The 20,199-nt window shown below is 65.5% G+C and carries 18 protein-coding genes; 15 read left to right on the top strand and 3 right to left on the bottom strand.

The window, feature by feature from the left end; genetic code table 11:
• Nucleotides 1-105: 105 nt before the first annotated feature.
• The 6 genes from N5B55_RS00585 (at nucleotide 106) to N5B55_RS00560 (ending at nucleotide 5,063) form a co-directional block, all read left to right on the top strand.
• Nucleotides 106-789, top strand: coding sequence for a hydrolase (locus N5B55_RS00585; protein WP_304538822.1), 684 nt, complete (start codon nucleotides 106-108; stop codon nucleotides 787-789).
• 111 nt (nucleotides 790-900) lie between these two features.
• The gene (locus tag N5B55_RS00580; RefSeq protein ID WP_304538821.1) at nucleotides 901-1,722 is read left to right on the top strand and encodes an alpha/beta fold hydrolase; all 822 of its coding nucleotides are present in this window, start codon (nucleotides 901-903) and stop codon (nucleotides 1,720-1,722) included.
• 56 nt (nucleotides 1,723-1,778) lie between these two features.
• Nucleotides 1,779-2,087 (top strand): XapX domain-containing protein, encoded by a 309-nt coding sequence (locus N5B55_RS00575; RefSeq protein ID WP_065860200.1) that lies wholly within the window; start codon nucleotides 1,779-1,781, stop codon nucleotides 2,085-2,087.
• A gap of 4 nt (nucleotides 2,088-2,091) precedes the next feature.
• Nucleotides 2,092-2,523 carry a DoxX family protein gene (locus N5B55_RS00570; protein WP_304538820.1) on the top strand — a complete coding sequence of 144 codons (432 nt, stop codon included), beginning with the start codon at nucleotides 2,092-2,094 and terminating at the stop codon, nucleotides 2,521-2,523.
• A 4-nt stretch (nucleotides 2,524-2,527) separates the two neighbouring features.
• Nucleotides 2,528-4,366, top strand: coding sequence for an amidohydrolase (locus N5B55_RS00565; protein WP_304538819.1), 1,839 nt, complete (start codon nucleotides 2,528-2,530; stop codon nucleotides 4,364-4,366).
• Nucleotides 4,356-5,063, top strand: a complete 708-nt coding sequence (locus tag N5B55_RS00560) for a YoaK family protein (RefSeq protein WP_304538818.1) — start codon at nucleotides 4,356-4,358, stop codon at nucleotides 5,061-5,063. Before N5B55_RS00565 ends, N5B55_RS00560 begins: the two co-directional genes overlap by 11 nt.
• A 599-nt stretch (nucleotides 5,064-5,662) precedes the next feature.
• Here the strand turns inward: N5B55_RS00560 and icmF are convergent.
• Nucleotides 5,663-8,950 carry a fused isobutyryl-CoA mutase/GTPase IcmF gene (gene icmF, locus N5B55_RS00555; RefSeq protein WP_304538817.1) on the bottom strand — a complete coding sequence of 1,096 codons (3,288 nt, stop codon included), beginning with the start codon at nucleotides 8,948-8,950 and terminating at the stop codon, nucleotides 5,663-5,665.
• A gap of 340 nt (nucleotides 8,951-9,290) precedes the next feature.
• Between icmF and N5B55_RS00550 the strand changes: the two genes are divergently transcribed.
• From N5B55_RS00550 to N5B55_RS00510, 9 genes are all read left to right on the top strand, one after another.
• On the top strand, nucleotides 9,291-10,316 hold the full coding sequence (locus N5B55_RS00550; protein ID WP_304538816.1) for a hypothetical protein: 1,026 nt from the start codon (nucleotides 9,291-9,293) through the stop codon (nucleotides 10,314-10,316).
• A 257-nt stretch (nucleotides 10,317-10,573) separates the two neighbouring features.
• Entirely contained in the window at nucleotides 10,574-11,776 is a 1,203-nt protein-coding gene (locus N5B55_RS00545) for an ammonium transporter (protein ID WP_065860194.1), read from the top strand.
• A 79-nt stretch (nucleotides 11,777-11,855) separates the two neighbouring features.
• Nucleotides 11,856-12,212, top strand: a complete 357-nt coding sequence (locus tag N5B55_RS00540; protein ID WP_012760922.1) for a DUF427 domain-containing protein — start codon at nucleotides 11,856-11,858, stop codon at nucleotides 12,210-12,212.
• 163 nt (nucleotides 12,213-12,375) lie between these two features.
• A complete protein-coding gene (locus N5B55_RS00535; protein WP_304538815.1) occupies nucleotides 12,376-13,098 on the top strand; it encodes an AraC family transcriptional regulator in 723 nt (240 codons plus the stop codon).
• A gap of 106 nt (nucleotides 13,099-13,204) precedes the next feature.
• A complete protein-coding gene (locus N5B55_RS00530) occupies nucleotides 13,205-14,185 on the top strand; it encodes a DMT family transporter (RefSeq protein ID WP_304538814.1) in 981 nt (326 codons plus the stop codon).
• Between the two features lie 642 nt (nucleotides 14,186-14,827).
• Nucleotides 14,828-15,475 carry a LysE family translocator gene (locus N5B55_RS00525; RefSeq protein ID WP_154206180.1) on the top strand — a complete coding sequence of 216 codons (648 nt, stop codon included), beginning with the start codon at nucleotides 14,828-14,830 and terminating at the stop codon, nucleotides 15,473-15,475.
• Nucleotides 15,476-15,506: 31 nt separating this feature from the next.
• Nucleotides 15,507-16,700, top strand: a complete 1,194-nt coding sequence (locus N5B55_RS00520; RefSeq protein WP_154206179.1) for a low temperature requirement protein A — start codon at nucleotides 15,507-15,509, stop codon at nucleotides 16,698-16,700.
• 94 nt (nucleotides 16,701-16,794) lie between these two features.
• A complete protein-coding gene (locus tag N5B55_RS00515; RefSeq protein WP_304538813.1) occupies nucleotides 16,795-17,502 on the top strand; it encodes a glutathione binding-like protein in 708 nt (235 codons plus the stop codon).
• 61 nt (nucleotides 17,503-17,563) lie between these two features.
• Nucleotides 17,564-18,760, top strand: coding sequence for an MFS transporter (locus N5B55_RS00510; RefSeq protein WP_304538812.1), 1,197 nt, complete (start codon nucleotides 17,564-17,566; stop codon nucleotides 18,758-18,760).
• A gap of 509 nt (nucleotides 18,761-19,269) precedes the next feature.
• On the opposite strand, the gene N5B55_RS00505 is transcribed toward N5B55_RS00510, so the two are convergent.
• Both N5B55_RS00505 and N5B55_RS00500 read right to left on the bottom strand, forming a co-directional pair.
• Nucleotides 19,270-19,686, bottom strand: coding sequence for a VOC family protein (locus tag N5B55_RS00505; protein WP_004633594.1), 417 nt, complete (start codon nucleotides 19,684-19,686; stop codon nucleotides 19,270-19,272).
• Nucleotides 19,686-20,192: a helix-turn-helix domain-containing protein gene (locus tag N5B55_RS00500; RefSeq protein WP_065860185.1), complete on the bottom strand. Its 507-nt coding sequence runs from the start codon at nucleotides 20,190-20,192 to the stop codon at nucleotides 19,686-19,688. The genes N5B55_RS00505 and N5B55_RS00500 overlap by 1 nt, the downstream gene beginning before the upstream one ends.
• Nucleotides 20,193-20,199: the final 7 nt, after the last annotated feature.

The raw sequence follows: 20,199 nt of genomic DNA, 5'->3' as shown, positions 1-20,199 counted from the left end.
ACGCAACTTCCTATCATGGATGGGCCGTTGATCGCGCCGCGCCGATGCGGCGACAGGTCTGCAGCATCCCCTCTCGTAGTTCCCTATCGGAAACTGGATACGGCCATGAATCCCAAGCTGGAAGTCCTTACCCCGCAGAACTGTCAATTGATCTTCATCGACCACCAGCCGCAAATGGCCTTCGGCGTGCAGTCGATCGATCGTCAGGTTCTGAAGAACAACACCGTTGGCCTTGCCAAGGCTGCGAAGATCTTCAACATCCCCACCATCATTACGACCGTCGAGTCGCAGAGCTTCTCGGGTTACACCTATCCGGAGCTGCTCGATGTGTTTCCGGATCAGGAACTGCTCGAACGTACGTCGATGAACTCCTGGGACGACCAGAAAGTCCGCGATGCGCTTGCAAAGAACGGCCGCAAGAAAGTGGTTGTGGCGGGCCTGTGGACGGAGGTGTGCAACTGCACCTTCGCGCTGTCGGCCATGCACGATGCCGACTACGAGATCTACATGGTGGCCGACGCTTCCGGCGGTACGTCGAAGGACGCGCACGACTACGCCATGCAGCGCATGATCCAGGCAGGCGTGGTGCCCGTGACGTGGCAGCAGGTGCTGCTGGAATGGCAGCGTGACTGGGCCCACCGCGACACGTATGACGCGGTCATGAAGCTGGTCAAGGAACACTCCGGCGCCTATGGCATGGGCGTGGACTATGCCTACACGATGGTGCACAAGGCCCCGCAACGCACGGCGACGCCGCACGAGGCGCTGGCTCCCGTGGCGGCCAGCTGATCGCGCTGCGCACCATCAAAGAAGACGCTGCTCCGGCCGGGCGACGCATGTGCAACCGCATGCGCCGCCCTGTCGTCCATTCAATCAGCCACAACCCTCTCTCTCATACCCATGCAAACGATTACCACCCAAGACGGTACGCGCATCTTTTATAAGGACTGGGGCAGCGGCAAGCCTGTCGTCTTCTCGCACGGCTGGCCGCTCAATGCCGACGCGTGGGACGCGCAGATGCTGTTCCTCGTGCAGAAAGGCTTTCGTGTCATCGCGCATGATCGGCGCGGCCACGGCCGATCCGACCAGCCGTCGCAGGGCAACGACATGGACACCTATGCCGACGACCTTGCAGCGTTGCTCGATGCGCTCGACATCCAGGGTGCCACCCTGGTCGGCCATTCCACTGGCGGCGGCGAAGTCGCGCACTACATCGGCCGCCACGGCACCAAGCGCGTGGCCCGCGCGGTGCTGATCGGCGCGGTGCCACCCATCATGCTGAAGACGGCGGCCAACCCGAACGGCTTGCCGATGGACGTATTCGACGGCATCCGCAAGGGCGTGTCCGACAACCGCTCGCAGTTCTACCGCGATCTCGCCACGCCGTTCTTCGGTTTCAACCGGTCGGGTGTGAAGGTCTCGCAGGGCACCATCGACGCCTTCTGGGCGCAGGGCATGACCGGCGGCATTCACGGCCAGTATCTGTGCATCAAGGAATTCTCGGAGGTCGACTACACCGAAGACCTGAAGAAGATCGACGTGCCGGTGCTGTTCCTGCATGGCGACGACGACCAGATCGTGCCGATCGACAATTCGGCCAAGCTGGGCGTGGAACTGGTGAAGAACGGGACGCTGAAGGTCTATCCGGGCGGCTCGCACGGCATGTGCGTGACCGAGGCGGACAAGGTCAACGCGGACCTGCTGGCCTTCCTCAGCACCTGATCGGCACGGGCGGCGCCGTTTGCTGGCGCCGCCCTTGGCATCCTGGAGACCTCCTCGTGAAGCCCTATCTCATCTCCATTGCCGTCGGCATGCTGGTTGGCGTCATCTATGCGTTGCTGCACGTCCGCTCGCCGGCGCCACCGGCCATCGCGTTGGTCGGGCTGCTTGGCATGCTGATCGGCGAACAGATCGTGCCGGCCGCGCAGCGCCTGCTGGCCGGCGAGCCGATCACCATGGCGTGGTTCCGGCACGAATGCGTGCCGAAGATCACCGGCGCGCCATCCCAAATGCCACCCGAGACGGCATCAACGGATCTTGCCGCCACCGGCGAATCCGGCAGCACCACGCCGCGCAATCCAAGCTGATGCCATGACACGCCTGTCGCTCGAACCCTCGCACGCTGCAGCGCCCGCCGGCACCGCGGCGAATGTTGCCATTCATGCCGGCCTGCTGTTCCTGCGCGTCACCGGCAGCGCCCTCCTGATCGCCGTGCATGGGCTGCCCAAGGTGCTGCACTACAGCCAGGAACTGACGCGCATTGAAGACCCATTCCACATGGGCGCCGCACCCACGCTGCTGCTCGCCATCCTGTCGGAAACACTGTGTCCGCTGCTGATTGCGCTTGGCGTGCTGACGCGCCTGGCGTGTCTGCCCATCGTCGCCACGTTGCTGGTGGCCATGCTGGTGGTGCATCCCGACTGGTCGCTTGCCGATGGACAGTTCGGCTGGATGCTGCTGATCATCTTCACCACCGTTCTGATTACCGGACCGGGACGCTTTTCGATGTTTCCCAAATACTGACGCAATGACCGCCGACCTCATCCTGCACAACGGCCGCATCCACACGGTCGACCGCCAACGCCCCACCGCCAGCGCCGTCGCCGTGCGTGACGGCCGCTTTGTTGCCGTGGGCGACGATGCCGCCGTGCTGGCCCTGCGCGGCGCCGCCACCCAGGTCATCGACCTGCGCGGGCGCACCGTCATTCCCGGCTTGAACGATTCACACCTGCACCTGATCCGGGGCGGGCTGAACTACAACCTCGAGCTGCGCTGGGAAGGCGTGCCCTCCCTGGCCGACGCGATGCGCATGCTCAAGGAGCAGGCCGCGCGCACGCCGTCGCCGCAATGGGTGCGCGTGGTGGGCGGCTGGTCGGAATTTCAGTTTGCCGAGCGCCGCATGCCCACGCTCGAAGAGCTGAACCAGGCCGCGCCCGATACGCCCGTGTTCGTGCTGCACCTGTACGACCGCGCGCTGCTCAACCGCGCGGCGCTGCGCCAGGTCGGCTACACCAAGGACACGCCCAACCCACCGGGCGGCGAAATCCAGCAAGACGCGTCCGGCGAGCCCACCGGCATGCTGATCGCCAAGCCCAACGCGATGATCCTGTACGCGACGCTGGCCAAGGGGCCGAAGCTGCCGCCGGAATACCAGGTCAACTCCACGCGCCAGTTCATGCGCGAGCTGAACCGCCTGGGCGTGACGAGCGCCATCGACGCCGGCGGCGGCTTCCAGAACTACCCGGAAGACTACGAGGTCATCCGCGAGCTGTCGGCGCAGAACCAACTCACCATCCGCATCGCCTACAACCTGTTCACGCAGAAACCGAAAGAAGAGCTGGCCGACTTCAAGAACTGGACCGGCAGCGTGCAATACCGCCAGGGCGATGATTTCTTCCGCCACAACGGCGCGGGGGAGATGCTGGTCTTCTCCGCCGCCGACTTCGAAGACTTCCTGCAACCGCGTCCCGACCTGCCCGAGACGATGGAGCAGGAGCTGGAAACGGTGGTGCGCCACCTCGTCGCGCAGCGCTGGCCGTTCCGGTTGCACGCCACCTACGACGAATCGATCTCGCGCATGCTCGATGTGTTCGAGCGCGTGAACCGCGACATTCCCTTCAACGGCCTGCCGTGGTTCTTCGACCATGCGGAGACGATTTCGCCGAAGAACATCGAACGCGTGCGTGCACTCGGCGGCGGCATCGCCATTCAAGACCGCATGGCCTTCCAGGGCGAATACTTTGTCGACCGCTACGGCGCCGCCGCTGCCGAACAGACCCCGCCCATCAAACGCATGCTGGCCGAAGGCGTGCCGGTAGGCGCCGGCACCGACGCCACGCGCGTGTCGAGCTACAACCCGTGGACGTCGCTGTATTGGCTGGCAAGCGGGCGCACCGTGGGCGGCATGGCGCTGTATCCGGAAGGGCTCCCGCGCGAAGTGGCGCTGGAGCTGTACACGCACGGCAGCGCCTGGTTCTCCGCAGACCAAGGCAACAAGGGGCAGATCAAGGTCGGGCAACTTGCCGACCTGGCGGCATTGTCGGCGGATTTCTTCAGCGTGCCCGAGGCCGATATCAAGACCATCGAATCGGTGCTGACGGTGGTGGGCGGTCGCATCGTCTATGGCGCCGCGGAGTTTGCCGAATTCGGCCCGCCCCCCATTCCGGTGCTGCCGGAGTGGTCGCCCGTCGCGCGCGTGCCAGGGCACTGGCGGCCGGCTGCGCCCATGCAGCAGCAGGTGCACCAGTGCGTGGGCTCGTGTTCGGTGCATGGCCACGCGCACCAGAAAGCGCGCACGGCCAATGTGCCGACCACCGACTTCCGCGGCTTCTGGGGCGCCTTCGGGTGTTCGTGCTTTGCCTTCTGAAACAGCGACGGCGGCAACGGCCACGCCGGCGTCAGCGCGTTTCCTGATCGCTCAGGGAACGCTGCTGGCGTTTGTGGCCGGCTATGTGGATGTGGTCGGCTTTGCGGCGTTGTTTGGGCTGTTCACCGCGCACGTGACTGGCAACTTCGTGATGATCGGCCTGGAGTTGGCGGGCTCCGGCCAAGGCGTGCTCGCCAAGCTGCTGGCGCTGCCGATGTTCGTGGTGGCCGTGGCGGCAACCAAGCTGGCCGTGACGGCGCTCACGCGACGCGGCGTGGCGCCGCTGCGGCCGCTGCTGCTTGTGCAGGCCGTTCTGCTGCTGGCGTTCATGGCGGCGGGGCTGATGGCGCTGCCGATTCAGTCCGCCGATGCACCGGCCACGATTGTTGTCGGGCTGATCGGCGTCGCAGCGATGGGCGTGCAGAACGCCAAGGCGCGCATCGTGCTGTCGGAACACGCCCCCACGACGATCATGACGGGCAACACCACGCAGATCGTGATCGATGTGGTGGAGCTGCTGTCGCCGGGCGGCACGCAGAAGGATGTTGCGCGCACACGGTTGCGCAAGATGGTGCCGCCGCTTGCCGGCTTTGCCATCGGGGCGGTGCTGGGGGCGCTGGCGTTTGCAACGCTGTCGTTCTGGTGCGTGTTGCCACCGGTGGGGATTCTGGTGGGCCTGGCTGTGATGCAGCGGTAGGTTTTGTTTTTGTGTCGTGGATGTTTCTTGCCTCCGCTGGCGGCGGGCGGGTGTGGTTCATCCCCCTTTCGTTCCCTGCCGGGACCGACTCACTTTTCTTTGTCTTGCCAAAGAAAAGTAAGCAAAAGAAAGGCGCGCCCGAGATGGCGACTTCCCCTTGAATTTGTGTGACCGGGCGGAGAGGGAGGCAAACTCGCTGCGCTCAGACAGGCCTCCCTCTTTTTTCCGCCCGCTCACAAAAATTCAAGGCGCCATCAAGGGCCTAACGTCAAAAGAAAAAGGCCAACCCGTCGCGAGATTGGCCTTGTCGTTTGGGCGTGCGCTTAGTTGGTGCGGCTTTTGTCCTTTGACTTTCCTGCCCTAGATGGCGCCTTGAATTTCTGTTGCAGGGAGGAAAAAGGAAGGGAAACTGTCTGAGCGAAGCGAGTTTTTCCCTTCCCCTCCCTGCGACATAAATTCAAGGAATCTGTCGCCATCTCGGGCGCGCATTTCTTTGCTTACTTTCTTTGGGCAAGACCAAAGAAAGTGAGTCAGCCCCGGCAGGGGATGAAACAAGGGGCGCACCAAAAAAAAAATCAAAAACCAAAAACCAAAAACCCCTACATATTCCGCCGATACTGCCCCCCCACCTCAAACAACGCATGCGTGATCTGCCCCAGCGAGCAAACCCGCACCGCGTCCATCAGCACCGCAAACACGTTCTGATCGTCAATCACCGCGCGCTGCAGGCGCTGCAGCATGGCCGGGGCTTCCCCGGCATGCCGAGCATGAAAATCCTGCAGCCGCGCAAGCTGGCTCTGCTTTTCTTCCTCGCTGGAACGCGCCAATTCTATGTGCGGCGGCACCACGCTCTCGGCGTCGGGGTTGCGAAACGTATTCACACCGATGATCGGCAGCGAGCCATCGTGCTTGCGCTGCTCATACAGCATCGACTCTTCCTGGATCTTGCCGCGCTGGTAGCCGGTTTCCATCGCCCCCAGCACCCCGCCGCGTTCGGCAATGCGCTCGAACTCCTGCAGCACGGCTTCTTCCACGAGGTCCGTCAGTTCATCGATGATGAAGCTGCCCTGGTTCGGGTTCTCGCACTTGGCCAGGCCCCACTCGCGGTTGATGATGAGCTGGATGGCCAGCGCGCGCCGCACGGATTCGGCCGTCGGGGTGGTGATGGCCTCGTCGTAGGCATTCGTGTGCAGGCTGTTGCAGTTGTCGTAGATGGCGATCAGCGCCTGCAGCGTCGTGCGGATATCGTTGAACGCGATCTCCTGCGCGTGTAGGGATCGGCCCGAGGTCTGCACGTGGTACTTCAGCTTCTGGCTGCGCTCATTCGCGCCGTACTTGTCGCGCAGCGTCACCGCCCAGATGCGGCGCGCGACCCGGCCGAGCACGCTGTACTCCGGGTCCATGCCGTTGGAGAAGAAGAACGACAGGTTCGGCGCGAAATCGTCGATGTGCATGCCGCGCGCGAGGTACGCCTCCACATACGTGAAACCGTTGGCCAGCGTGAAGGCGAGTTGCGAGATCGGGTTGGCGCCCGCCTCGGCAATGTGATAGCCGGAGATCGACACCGAGTAGAAATTGCGCACCTGGTGGTGCACGAAATATTCCTGGATATCGCCCATCACCTTGAGCGAAAACTCAGTGGAGAAGATGCAGGTGTTCTGCCCCTGGTCTTCCTTGAGGATGTCGGCCTGCACCGTGCCGCGTACGTTCTGCAGCACCCACGCGCGAATCTTCGCTTCCTCGTCCTGCGTCGGCTCTCGCTGGTTGTCCGAACGGAACCTGGCGAGGTTCTGGTCGATGGCGGTGTTCATGAACATCGCCAGGATCGTCGGCGCGGGGCCGTTGATCGTCATGGACACCGACGTGGCGGGGCTGGTCAGGTCAAAGCCGTCGTACAGCACTTCCATGTCGTCGAGCGTGGCGATCGACACGCCCGAGTTGCCGACCTTGCCGTAGATGTCGGGGCACAGCGCCGGGTCTTCGCCGTAGAGCGTGACGGAGTCGAATGCGGTCGACAGCCGCTTGGCGGCCATGCCTTCCGAGACAAGCTTGAAGCGGCGGTTCGTGCGAAAGGCATCGCCCTCGCCTGCGAACATGCGCGTCGGGTCTTCATTCTCGCGCTTGAAGGCGAACACGCCGGCGGTATACGGAAAGCTGCCCGGCACGTTCTCGCGCATCAGCCAGCGCAGCACTTCACCGTCGTCTTCATACGGCGGCAGCACGACCTTGCGGATGGTGGTGCCCGAGAGCGTGGTGTGCGTGAGCTGAGTGCGGATTTCCTTGTCGCGGATCTTCACGACGTATTCGTCGCCGGAATACGCGCGGCGCAGGTCAGGCCACATGGCGAGCAGCTTGCGCTCGGCCGCGCCGAGTTGCGCGTCGCGCTCGGCCGCCTGCTTGTCGAGCGCGGACAGCGTCTGCACCGTGGCGCCGGCCTGCTCCAGCATGCGGTGGCTGGCGCGCAACTGCTGGCGCTCGCGCGCGAGGCGGCTTTGCGCGTCGACGCGGCGGTGGTAGCCGCGCACGGTATCGGCCAGCTCCGCCAGGTAGCGCACGCGCGCGGGCGGCACGATGGCGTCGTGGCTGGTGGAGCATTTGCCGGCCGGGCGTGGCAGCGTGCGCTCGGCGAGCGCCATGCCGCGCTCGGTCAGTCGATCGGCCAGCGCGTGATACAGCGCCGTCACGCCGTCGTCATTGAAGTGCGAAGCCTGCGTGCCGAACACCGGCATGTCTTCTGGGCGGGCATGCCATTGCTCGCGGTTGCGCTGCACCTGCTTGGCGACGTCACGCCACGCGTCCTGCGCGCCCTTGCGGTCGAACTTGTTGATCGCCACCAGATCGGCAAAGTCGAGCATGTCGATCTTCTCCAACTGGCTGGCGGCGCCAAACTCGGGCGTCATTACGTACAGCGACAGATCGACATGCGGCACGATGGCCGCATCGCCCTGCCCGATGCCCGAGGTCTCCACGATGATGAAATCGAACCCGGCGGCACGGCATGCGGCAATCACGTCGGGCAGCGCGTCGGAAATTTCGCGGCTGGCCTCGCGCGTGGCCAGCGAACGCACGAAGATGTTCGGATGATTGATCGCGTTCATGCGAATGCGGTCGCCCAGCAGGGCGCCGCCCGATTTGCGCCGCGACGGATCGATCGAGATGACGGCGATGCGCAGCGCGTCCTGCTGATCGAGCCGGAAGCGGCGGATCAACTCATCGGTCAGCGACGACTTGCCCGCGCCGCCCGTGCCCGTGATGCCGAGCACCGGCGTCGGCGCCCCCATCGCAGCCGCACGTACGGCGTCGCGCAATGCCGGATCGATCCGGCCCGATTCCAATGCGGTGATCAATTGCGCCAGGGCGCGGCGGTCGCCGTTGGCGACGGGCTCCAGCGTGGTGGGCGCATAGACGGAAAGATCGATGTCGCAGCGCTGCACCATGTCAGCAATCATGCCGGCCAGGCCCATGCGCTGGCCGTCTTCGGGGCTGTAGATGCGCGCGACACCATAGTCCTGCAGCTCGCGGATCTCCGCCGGGACGATCACGCCGCCCCCGCCGCCGAACACCTGGATGTGCTCGCCGCCGCGTGCGCGCAGCGCGTCGATCATGTACTTGAAGTATTCGACGTGGCCACCCTGGTAGCTGGACACGGCAATGCCCTGCACGTCTTCCTGCAGCGCCGCGTTCACCACCTCGTCCACCGAGCGGTTGTGTCCGAGGTGGATCACCTCGCAGCCCATCGACTGCAGGATGCGCCGCATGATGTTGATCGACGCGTCATGTCCATCGAACAGCGAAGTGGCCGTCACGAAGCGCACCTTGTTGCGCGCGGGCCCGGGTTCACTGGCCGGCGTGGGATCGGCCGCGCGGGCAGCGGAAAGATCGGTCATGTCTCCACCTTCGATAAGTGGGCGCCGGCGTTGGATGTGTTGTACGACGCACAAGGCGAAGCGTGCCGGTCAGCGGGTCGGACAGACAGTATTTTCGGGCTTGACGCACTCGTCAACGGGCCGCGCGGAACTGACGTTTTCGCCCGTCTACCCCTGTGGCTCCATGGTGAGATGCACGCCATTCCGCTAAACAGGGGCGCAGACTGCCCGAGCCATTTGCGCAAATTGGAAGGCCTGAACGGTCCGTTCTCGGTGCAACACCCAGCTTGCACACAATCGAAACAAATCGTTACAGTCGCGTTCTGGCCGGAAACGGGTCCGGCCATAGGGGGAACTTCCAATGCCAAGCCGCGCAACGATGCGCTGGTGTCTGATTGCCTTGCTGGCGTGGTCGGGCCACGCCCTGGCGTGGGACTACACGCCCGGCGCCATCCCGGGGCTGATCAGCGTGCTTGGCTTCCTGACGGTGCAGTCGCAGGCGCTCGACCGCGCCATCCAGCGCTTCCCTGGCCAGCGTGAAGAGCTGATCCGTGCCCGGACCCAATTCGACAACACCTTCCCGCAGGCGCTGGCCCGCACGCGCCGCCTGATCGCCGGCATTCCGCTATCCGACGACGAGCGCCAACTGCTGATCGAGCGCGCACTCGACGTCCACCAGCCGAGCGTGGGCATTTCCACGCAGACTCCGCAGACCGCGCACTCCCTGGCCGAACGCGTGGTGGCGCGCGCCGAGGGCAGCCAAGACCGCGCCACGCTGCAAACGCTGCTGGCGGTGGTCTACGACGACCGTCCCGCCGATGAGTTGAGCAGCCGCTTTACGCAGGCCGTGACGTTATCCGACTGGCCGAACGCGCGCGGCGCCAGCGTCAACCTGCGGCTGCCGTTCTCGTGGGAGCGCGTGCCGCCCACGCCGCCGCGCAAACCGGACCCGGCGCGCGTAGCGATCGGCGCGTGGGCCAACCAGGGCGGCTCGGGGCTGTCGCGCATGGAACTGATCGTGCGCCCCGCGGAAGGCGACCTCGAAGCCGTTCCCGACAGCCGCGAACCGCGCTGGATGCGCGATGCTGTCAAGCAAGCGGTGGCGGGCCCCTTCCGGCTGCTCGGCTGGGGCACGCAATCGTTCGGCGGGCGCAGCGGCGTGTGGACGAGCTACATCGACGAATCGCCCGGGCCGCATGTCCCGCGCGCCACAGGCAGCACGCTGGTGGGCCGCGTCTTCATGATCCCGACCGACGGTGCGCTGCTGATGCTGCACATGCAGTCTCCGGCCACGTCGCCCGAGCAGGCCAGCGCCGTGCGGCTGCGGTACGAGCCGCTGTGGAACGCCGTGGCAGCATCGTTGAGCGTGTCGGGCCCCAAGCCGTAAATTCCGCCCACGCCGGCACGCACCACTACGGCGCATCGAGCGCCTCGCTCGCACCAATTCAAGGCAGCTTCGCACCGTTTTCGGGCCAATCCGAGCGTGTCGCCCGCAGGCACCCCCGATCGCACGGCCGTGGTGCGCCCCGACACCTTTTTGCACACCGTTGGAACAACTTTTGCATCTGTCGGCGCTTTTTGCGTCATTTGTGGGCAAACCCTGCACCCGGATGGCGCTGACCCTCAACCCGCACGACAACCGCAATGAACTCCATCAAAACCGGGGGCGACGCGCTCTTTATCCTGCTGGGCGCGATCATGGTGCTGGCCATGCATGCCGGCTTCGCGTTCCTTGAGCTGGGCACCGTCCGCAAGAAGAACCAGGTCAATGCGCTGGTCAAGATCCTGGTCGACTTTGCCGTGTCGACCATCGCGTACTTCTTCATCGGCTATTCGATCGCGTACGGGGTCAATTTCTTTACCGGCGCCGACGTGCTCGCCCAGCAGAACGGCTACGAGCTGGTGAAGTTCTTCTTCCTGCTGACGTTTGCGGCGGCCATCCCGGCCATCATCTCGGGCGGCATTGCAGAGCGTTCGCGCTTCGAGCCGCAACTGGCGGCGACTTTCGTGCTGGTCGGTTTCGTCTACCCGTTTTTTGAAGGCATCGCCTGGAACGAGCGCTTCGGCATCCAACACTGGCTGCAAAGCGTGACGGGCGCGGAGTTCCATGACTTCGCCGGCTCGGTGGTCGTGCACGCTGTGGGCGGCTGGATCGCGCTGCCGGCGGTGTTGCTGCTGGGCGCCCGCCACGGCCGCTACAAGGACGACGGCCGCATCGCTGCGCATCCGCCGTCGAACATCCCGTTCCTGGCCGCCGGCGCCTGGGTGCTGGCGGTGGGCTGGTTCGGCTTCAACGTGATGAGCGCGCAGACGCTCGACAAGATGAGCGGCCTGGTCGCCATCAATTCGCTGATGGCCATGGTGGGCGGCACGCTCACCGCGTGGTGGATGGGCAAGAACGACCCGGGCTTCTCGTACAACGGGCCGCTGGCCGGCCTGGTGGCCGTGTGCGCCGGCTCCGACGTGATGCACCCGCTGGGCGCGCTGGCCGTGGGCGGCATCGCGGGCGTGCTGTTTGTCTGGATGTTCACGCGCGTGCAGAACGTCTGGCGCATCGACGACGTGCTCGGCGTGTGGCCGCTGCATGGGCTGTGCGGCGCGTGGGGCGGCATCGCGGCCGGCATCTTCGGCCTGAAGGCGCTGGGCGGCCTGGGCGGCGTGTCGTTCTGGGCGCAGCTGGCGGGCACGGCAGGCGGCATTGCCATTGCGCTGATCGGCGGCACGGTGGTGTACGGCACGCTACGCAAGCTCGTGGGGCTGCGCCTGGATCGCGAGGCCGAATTCATGGGGGCCGACCTGGCGATCCACCGCGTCTCGTCCACGCCGGAATCGGAAACGCACTGGTAAGCAGGGACGGCGACAGAAGGCGCGCGCGGCGCTTGCTACAGTGACAGCGTCTTCCCTCGCTCAACTGCAGGAGTGCCGCATGCCCGATATCGATCCGAATCACCCCATCACCGTCGAGTCCAACCCGCGCCGCGTGACCGTAACGCTCAATGGTTTCACCATTGCCAGCACGCACCTGGCGCGCACGCTGCGCGAGGCATCGTACCCGCCGGTGCAGTACATCCCGCGCGACGATGTGCAGATGAACCTGCTGGAGCGCACGCAGCATCACACCCATTGCCCGTACAAGGGCGATGCGTCGTACTACACCATCGTGGCCGGCGATGTACGCGCCGACAACGCCGTCTGGACGTACGAACAGCCCAAGCCCGTCGCGCGTGAAGTGGCCGGCTATCTGGCGTTCTATCCGAACAAGGTGACGATCCAGGAGGAATGAGGACGCAGGCGCCGCTGACATGCCGCTGTCATGCGGGCGGCGCACGATGCGCCTGTTCCTCTTCTCACGGATCCTCTTTCCGTGAAAGTTCCGAGACCCGGCGCAGACGATCTGTGGCCGGGTATTTTTTTGGACGGGTGCCGGTGCTATTCTCGGCGGCACCATGCTGGACTTCCGCACTTACGGCCTCGCCGCGCCCCCACACTCGCACGACTTCATGCAGGTCGTGATGCCCGCACGCGGCATCCTCGAGATGGACGTCGACGGCCGCGGCGGCCGTGTCGACACGCACCACGCCGCGCTCATTCCGGCCGGCGCTACACATGCGTTTGAAGCCACGGGCGCCAACCGCTTCATCGTGTTCGACATTCCCGGGCAAACCGCGGACGCCCCCAGCCTGGGCGGCCTGGCCGATCGCGTGTTCTTTCCGCTCACGCCAGGCCTGCGCGCACTGACGACATGGCTGCAGGACGCGCCCATCGTCGACACGGTGCTGGCCACTGCGTGGTCGTCACTCGCGCTGGCAACGCTGGCGGCGCATCCGGCCAACCAGTCGACGCAGATCCGCGCACGCCCCGATGCACGTGCCGAGCGCGCATGGCATGCCATCGAACACCGCTACGCGGAGCCGCTCACGGTCGATGCGCTTGCCACAGAAGCGGGCGTCAGCGCGCGCCACCTCGCCACGCTGTTTCGCGCCGCCTACGGCACCACGCTGCATGCGCATCTGGCCCAGGTACGGCTGTGGCATGCATTGACGCTGCTGGAAACCACCGCCCTGCCCATCGCCGAGATCGCCGCGCGCACCGGCTATTACGACCAAAGCGCGCTCACGCGCCACCTCAAGGCCGCGCACGGCATCACGCCGGCGGCGGTGCGCCGCTAGCCCGGGCGGTTTCCGTTTTTGCCAAAGCGCAGCCGTCTTCGCCAAGACGCGCGGCACGCGCGCGCGCAGAGTGCCGGTTCGATTGATCTTTTCGGACAGGCGCTCCATGGCTGTTGGCGACACCTCCACTGCAACACAGCTGCATCACAATCAGCACGATGCGCGGCGCGACCACCTCACGGGCATCGGCTACGGCGTCGCGGCCGGCGCGCTGTGGGGCGTCATCTTCGTCGCGCCGAAAATGCTGCCGCAGTTCTCGCCGCTGGCGCTTTCAGCGGCGCGCTATGTGCTGTACGGGGTGCTCTCGCTCGTACTGGCGCTGCCGGTGTGGCGCACGCTGTGGCGCAAGACGACGCGGCGGGATTGGGTGGCGCTGCTGTTGCTATCGCTGCCGGGCAACATCCTTTACTACCTGTGCGTGGCCGGTGGTGTGCAGCGCGCAGGCGTGGCGCCGGTGTCGCTCATCGTCGGGCTGTTGCCCGTGACGGTCACGCTGGCCGGCGCCGCTGAACGCGGCAGCCTGCCCCTGCGCCAGCTGGCCCTGCCTTTGCTGATGGCCGTCGCGGGCGTGGTGTGCATTTATCTGGATGCGCCCGACGTACATTCGAATGCCGGCGGCAGAACCTATTTCATCGGGCTGTTGATGGCAGCGGGTGCGCTGGCGTGCTGGACGGTGTATGCGGTGTGCAATGCGCGGTACCTGCGCGCGCGGCCGCAGTTCACGAGCCGGGAGTGGTCGCTGTTGACGGGCGTTGCGACTGGGGTGCTGTCACTGGCACTGGCCGTGCCGGCGTTCTTGCTGCCCGGCATGGCGACGGCTTCTGCGCAGCCCGCATCGGCATGGGGGATGTTCTGGCTGGTGAATATGGGCGTGGCGCTGGGGGCGTCTGTGCTCGGGAACAGCCTGTGGAATGCAGCCAGCCGCAAGTTGCCGTTGACGCTGTCGGGGCAGTTGATTGTGTTCGAGACGGTGTTCGCGCTCTTGTATGGGTTTATCTATGAGGCACGATGGCCACATGGGCTTGAAGTGGCGGCTGCGGTGTTGTTGGTGAGTGGGGTGGGGTTGGCGGCGCGGAGGCATGGGTAGGTTTTTTGGGTTGTTTTTTGCCTTGGTGGTGCGCCCCTTGTTTCATCCCCTGCCGGGGCTGACTCACTTTCTTTGGTCTTGCCCAAAGAAAGTAAGCAAAGAAATGCGCGCCCGAGATGGCGAAAGATTCCTTCAATTTCCGTAACCGTGCGGAGGCGGGGAAAACTCGCTGCGCTCAGACAGTTCCCCGCCTTTTTTCCGCCCGCTTACAAAAATTGAAGGCGCCATCTAGGGCAGGAAAGTCAAAGGACAACAGCCGAACCATCTGGGTGCCGACCCAAACGACAAGGCCAACCTCGCGACGGGTTGGCCTTTCTCTTTTGACGTTGAGCCCTTGATGGCGCCTTGAATTTTTGTGAGCGGGCGGAAAAAGGAAGGAGGCCTGTCTGAGCGAAGCGAGTTTGCCTCCTTCCCCGCCCGGTCACACAAATTCAAGGGGAAGTCGCCATCTCGGGCGCGCCTTTCTTTTGCTTACTTTTCTTTGGCAAGACAAAGAAAAGTGAGTCGGTCCCGGCAGGGAACGAAAGGGGGGCGGACCACCAACCCAAAAACCAAAGACAAAAAACACCCACCCCATTTGACGCCCCATTTTTTTCATGGATAACTGTCTCCCCACCCCCCAACAACACAGCGAGCCACCCCATGACCCTCCAAACCTGGCTGGCCTTCATCGGCGCCAGCATCATCATCCTGCTCATCCCCGGCCCGACCATCCTTTTGGTGATTGGTGATTCGCTGGCCAACCGTGGCCGCTCGGCGTGGAGCACCGTTGCCGGCGTGGCGGCAGGCGACACGACCGCCATGGCGGTTTCCCTTGCCGGTGCGGGGGCGCTGCTGGCTGCTTCGGCCACGGCCTTCACGGCGCTCAAGCTCATCGGCGGTTCGTACCTCGTCTATCTGGGCATCAAGTCCATTCTCAGCGCACGCCGTCTGCAGGACGACGTACAGGCGGACGCGCCCGAGGCCACCCTCCCCGTGCAGCGGAAGTCCGCGGGCCGCCGCTTCCTGTCGGCCTGGACGGTCACCGCACTGAACCCCAAGAGCATCGTCTTCTTCGTCGCCTTCGTGCCGCAGTTCATGTCGGCCGAGCAGACCTTCCTCTCGCAGAGTGCGATCCTGCTGCCGACCTTCGTCATCCTGGCCGCCGCCAATGCGTCGATGTACGCGCTGGCCGCCAAGCTGCTCGCCAAGCGCCTGACGAGCGTGGCCGCACAGCGCCGCTTCGGCTACGCGGGCGGCGCGGTGATGGTGGGCGCAGGCACGCTCACGCTCGGCATGCATTCGGCCTGATCGCCCCCCAAGGCCGCACCGAGGACACCCAATGCCCCGCAGTTACCTCCGCCCCGCGCCCGAAGGGGCCCATAGCCACCACCGCGTCACCAACATCGAGCTGTTCTTCGATCTGGTGTTCGTGTTTGCGGTGACGCAGCTCTCGCACCTGCTGATCGGCAACTTCACGCTGCAAGGCGGCGCACAGGCGCTGCTGCTGATGCTGGCGGTGTGGTGGGTGTGGATCTTCACGTCGTGGGTGACCAACTGGCTCGATCCGGACAAGCTCGCCATCCGCATGCTGATGCTCGTGCTGATGACGGGCGGGCTGCTGCTCTCGGCCTCGCTGCCGCAGGCGTTCGGCTCGCGCGGATTGGCGTTTGCGCTTGCCTATGTGTTCATGCAGCTCGGCCGCACGCTGTTCTTCCTGTGGGCCGTGCGCGGCGAGTCGCTGCTCATGCGGCGCAACTTCCAGCGCATCGGCACGTGGCTCGGCATCTCTGCAGTGCTGTGGCTGGCAGGCGGCCTGTCCGACGGTTACTTGCGCTGGGCGTGCTGGATCATCGCGCTGGCCATCGAATGGCTTGGGCCATCGATAGGCTTCTACACGCCGGGCCTCGGCCGCTCCACCACCAACGATTGGAACGTGGAAGGCGGCCACATGGCCGAGCGCTGCTCGCTGTTCATCATCATCGCGCTGGGCGAATCGGTGCTGGTCACGGGGTCCACGTTTGCAGGGCTTGACTGGACCGCACAAAACATCGCGGCGATGGCGATGTCGTTCATCGGCAGCCTGGCGATGTGGTGGCTGTATTTCGACAGGATTGCCGAGCGCGGCGCGCGCACCATGGCGGATTCGGCGGATCCGGGCCGGCTCGCACGGCTGGCCTACACCTACATCCACGTGGTGCTGGTGGCCGGCATCATCGTCGGGGCAGTGGCCGATGAGTTTGTGCTGGCGCATCCGGTGGGCCAAGCGCATGAAGGGACGACGCTGGCGGTGCTGGGTAGCGCGGCGTTGTATATGCTGGGCAACCTGTTGTTCAAGTGGGCGATCTTCGGGCGGTTGCGTCCGGCACACGTGGTCGGTCTGGTGGTACTCGGCGGCGCATGGCTGCCGGCGAGTGAACTGCCCGCGCTCGCAGTATCCGCGCTGGCAACGGGCGTGCTGTGCGGCACCGCAGCGTGGGAATGGTACGCACGCTCCTGCGAAACAGTGCACCCCGAAGAGGCGCACAACCCCTGAGTGGTCACCTGAAAATTCCATTTTCTGGACATTACAAAAGGCCACTCGCGCGCGTACTCTGTCAATCAACAGGACAGAACACGAGGCTCCCGCCATGATCGACCTCTACTATTGCGCCACGCCCAATGGCCTGAAGATGGCGCTGTTCTTTGCCGAAACCGGCTTGCCGCATCGCGTCATCCCCGTCGATATCAGCCGGGGTGAACAGTTCAAGCCCGAGTTCCTGGCCATCTCGCCCAACAACAAGATCCCAGCCATGGTCGATCACGACCCAGGCCAGGGGACCGAGCCCGTGGTGCTGTTCGAATCGGGCGCCATGCTGCTGTATCTGGCTGAGAAGACCGGGCAGCTGATCCCCACCGACCTGCACGGCCGCATGGAAGTGCTCAAGTGGCTGTTCTGGCAGGTGGGTGGTCTGGGCCCCATGGCCGGGCAGATCGGCCACTTCAACGTGTATGCACCGGAGCGCGTGCCCTACGCCATCGAGCGCTACACCAAGGAAACAAACCGCCTGTACGGCGTGCTCAACCGCCGGCTGGCCGATCGCCCCTACATTGCCGGCAACGACTACACGATCGCCGACATCGCGGCCTACCCGTGGATCGTGCCGCACGCTGGGCACGGCCAGGACTTGAACGACTTTCCGCACCTGCAGCGCTGGTTCGAAGCCGTTGGTGCACGCCCGGCCACGCAGCGCGCCTATGCCGGAGTGGAACGCGCCTACTCACGCCGGCGCGAAGACATCTCCGACGACGAGCGCAGCGTGCTGTTCGGCCAGACGGCCCGCTCCACCGCGCGCTGATCCTCGCGGAGCCTCCGCGCTCCGGTCCCCTTCCGATTTCTTCTTCCGACAGGAGCCGACCATGCCGGCATCGCTGTGGTGGTTGTGCCTGGGCGCGTTCGCCATCGGCACTGAAGGTTTCATGATCGCCGGGCTGCTACCGGTGCTGGCCGCAGACCTGGGCGTGAGCGTGCCGGCGGCAGGGCAGCTCGTCACCGTGTTTGCCGTCACATATGCCGTGGGCTCGCCCGCGATGGCGACGCTGCTCGGCAACTTCGACCGGCGCCGCGTGTTGATCGGCGCGCTGACCATCTTTGCGGCGGGCAATCTGCTGGCGGCTACCGCGCACGGCTTCGGACAGTTGATGGCGGCGCGCGTGTTGCTGGCGCTGGCAGCCGGCGTGTTCCTGCCGACGGCCAATGCGGTGGCGACCTCGCTGGTGCCGGCCTCGCGCAGCGGCTCGGCGCTGGCCGTCATCACGGGTGGCGGCACGGTGGCGGTGGCGCTCGGTGTGCCGCTGGGCGCGTGGATTGCCGCGCAAGGCGACTGGCGCTCGACGTTCATCGCATGCGGTGTGCTCTCGGCGCTGGCCACGGCTGGCCTCGCCTTCGGTCTGCCGCGCGACCTGCCGCACAGCGTAACCACGCTGGCGCAACGTCTGAGCGTGGCGCGCCGGCCCGGCATGCTGGGCGCGTTGGCGGTGTCCACGCTGTGGGCCGCAGGCGGCTTTACGTTCTACACCTACGTCGCACCGTTCTTTGTGCAGGGGCTCGGGTTCGTGCCGCAGCACGTGGGCATCGTGCTGTTCCTGGTCGGCAGCTTTGCGGCACTGGGCACGGGCCTGGGCGGCCACATGACCGACCGGGCTGGCGTGGCGCGCGTGCTGGCGGTGAGCAGCGCGGGCATCGTGCTGGCGTTCTCGGTGCTCTCGCTGTCGGCCCAGGTGCTGCATGGCACGGCGGCCAGCGCGGTCGCCATCGGCGCGGTCGTGCTGTGGGGCATGGCCGGCTGGGGCTTCGGCCCGGCGCAAGCGACGCGCTTGATCCGCCTGGCGCCCGATGTGTCACCGATCACGCTGTCGCTGCATGCGTCGGCCGTGTATGTGGGGATTGCGCTGGGGTCCGGCGTTGGCGCGCTCGCCGTGGCGCACGGCGGGCCGGGCATGCTGGGGTGGGCAGCAGCCGCTTGCCATGTGGTGGCGGTGGTGCTGTGGCGGATGGGCGGCCGGCATGGGGCAGCGCCGGCTGATGAACCTGCAGCCACGTCGGTCGCCCATTGAAAGCCCGAGCGCGCAACGCCACGCGCGGGGTTCTGAACCCGGCGATCGGACGTCAGAGCCTCGGGTTCCGAGCTTGGACCTCGGCGCTCGACCCTCAGACCCTCGCGCTCCGAGCTTGGACCTCGGCGCTCGACCCTCAAACCCTCGCGTTCCGCCCCTGGACCCTGGCACTCGAGCCTCAAACCCTCGTGTTCCACGCTTCAAGGTCGACATTTTCGACCTCAAACACGTACGCTCCGGGCTTTGAGGTCGGCGCTTGAGCCTCAGAGGCTCGGCGTCCGGCCGCCGACCCCTCGCGCTCGGCCCTCTGAGCCCGATTTTTCGACCTCGAACGGTCATGTTCCGGGCGTTGAGCCCGGTGGACGAGCCTCGGACACTCACGCTCGACTGTCTGAGCCCCGCAATCGGGCCTCAGAGCCTCACGTACGACACTCACACTGCCGCGGTGGGCGTGAGCGTGAACGCCATCGACACCCAGCGGTGAAACTGGCGGATTGCGTGGCGGGGGCTCACTGTGCACCTCCGGCGGCCTGGATCATCTTCCAGCCGTTGCCGGCCGGGTCACGAAAGCCGGCGTCGACGCTGCCGAAGCGGTCGATCGGCTCCTGCGTGAATTCCACGCCGCGCTCGCGCAATTGGGCATAGGCGGCGCGGCAATCGGCGACGGTCAGCACCAGCGGCGGCATCGCGCCCTTGGCCACCATGGCGCGCAGCGTCTGCGCGGTGGCTTCGTCGTGGATGGGGGGCCCGGGCTGGAACAGGCCGAGCTGAAACGACGGCTGCTCCGGATGCTGCACCGTCAGCCACCGGTACGGGCCGTTACGCACATCGGTGTGCACGCGAAACCCCAGCTTGTCGACATAAAACGCCAGCGCCGCGTCCTGATCGTCCACATACAGCCCGACGACATTGATCCCTTGGCTCATCACCGCTCCTTGTTGTTGGTAGGTGACGGATTTGTACCCTTCGCCAGTTGGCGGCGCTTCTCCGAAACTGCTGTGACAAGGTCGGGCCGCTGCGCCGCCTTCAGCACACAGGCGGGCACGCGGTCGAGTTGTTGCTGCGGCGCGGTGGCCTGGGCATCCCGGCGCAAGGCGCTCGGGCTCTGCCCGGTGATGTCGCGGAAGATACGGCCGAAGGTGCCGAGGCTTTCCCAGCCCGTGGCGTAGGCGATTTCAATGATGGGCAGGTCGGTGTCGCGCAGCAGCGTGGTGGCCTGCTCGATACGGCGCGTGAGCAAGTAGCGGTGCGGCGGAATGCCGAAGGCCTGCTTGAACGAGCGCGCAAAATGCGCCGCTGACACGCCGCTCACTTCGGCCAGCCGCTTCACAGGCCACGCCTCGTGCGAGGCGGCGTCCATGCGGTCTTTGGCGCGAAGCAGGCGGCGCAGCAGCGCGGGCGTTTGCTGCGCGTCGGTGTGTGCCGGTGCCACCGCGGCC

The organism is Ralstonia pickettii (assembly GCF_030582395.1).
Lineage (GTDB): Bacteria > Pseudomonadota > Gammaproteobacteria > Burkholderiales > Burkholderiaceae > Ralstonia > Ralstonia pickettii_D.
The sequence above is the reverse complement of the archived record's forward strand: the minus strand, read 5'-3'. Positions and strand labels throughout refer to the sequence as shown.

What these genes read in the sequence shown, in the direction of transcription:
- N5B55_RS00585 (WP_304538822.1), top strand. Translation starts at nt 106, where the DNA reads ATGAATCCCAAGCTGGAAGTCCTTACCCCGCAGAACTGTCAATTGATC.
- N5B55_RS00580 (WP_304538821.1), top strand. Translation starts at nt 901, where the DNA reads ATGCAAACGATTACCACCCAAGACGGTACGCGCATCTTTTATAAGGAC.
- N5B55_RS00570 (WP_304538820.1), top strand. Translation starts at nt 2,092, where the DNA reads ATGACACGCCTGTCGCTCGAACCCTCGCACGCTGCAGCGCCCGCCGGC.
- N5B55_RS00565 (WP_304538819.1), top strand. Translation starts at nt 2,528, where the DNA reads ATGACCGCCGACCTCATCCTGCACAACGGCCGCATCCACACGGTCGAC.
- icmF (WP_304538817.1), bottom strand. Translation starts at nt 8,950, where the DNA reads ATGACCGATCTTTCCGCTGCCCGCGCGGCCGATCCCACGCCGGCCAGT.
- N5B55_RS00550 (WP_304538816.1), top strand. Translation starts at nt 9,291, where the DNA reads ATGCCAAGCCGCGCAACGATGCGCTGGTGTCTGATTGCCTTGCTGGCG.
- N5B55_RS00545 (WP_065860194.1), top strand. Translation starts at nt 10,574, where the DNA reads ATGAACTCCATCAAAACCGGGGGCGACGCGCTCTTTATCCTGCTGGGC.
- N5B55_RS00540 (WP_012760922.1), top strand. Translation starts at nt 11,856, where the DNA reads ATGCCCGATATCGATCCGAATCACCCCATCACCGTCGAGTCCAACCCG.
- N5B55_RS00535 (WP_304538815.1), top strand. Translation starts at nt 12,376, where the DNA reads ATGCTGGACTTCCGCACTTACGGCCTCGCCGCGCCCCCACACTCGCAC.
- N5B55_RS00530 (WP_304538814.1), top strand. Translation starts at nt 13,205, where the DNA reads ATGGCTGTTGGCGACACCTCCACTGCAACACAGCTGCATCACAATCAG.
- N5B55_RS00525 (WP_154206180.1), top strand. Translation starts at nt 14,828, where the DNA reads ATGACCCTCCAAACCTGGCTGGCCTTCATCGGCGCCAGCATCATCATC.
- N5B55_RS00520 (WP_154206179.1), top strand. Translation starts at nt 15,507, where the DNA reads ATGCCCCGCAGTTACCTCCGCCCCGCGCCCGAAGGGGCCCATAGCCAC.
- N5B55_RS00515 (WP_304538813.1), top strand. Translation starts at nt 16,795, where the DNA reads ATGATCGACCTCTACTATTGCGCCACGCCCAATGGCCTGAAGATGGCG.
- N5B55_RS00510 (WP_304538812.1), top strand. Translation starts at nt 17,564, where the DNA reads ATGCCGGCATCGCTGTGGTGGTTGTGCCTGGGCGCGTTCGCCATCGGC.
- N5B55_RS00505 (WP_004633594.1), bottom strand. Translation starts at nt 19,686, where the DNA reads ATGAGCCAAGGGATCAATGTCGTCGGGCTGTATGTGGACGATCAGGAC.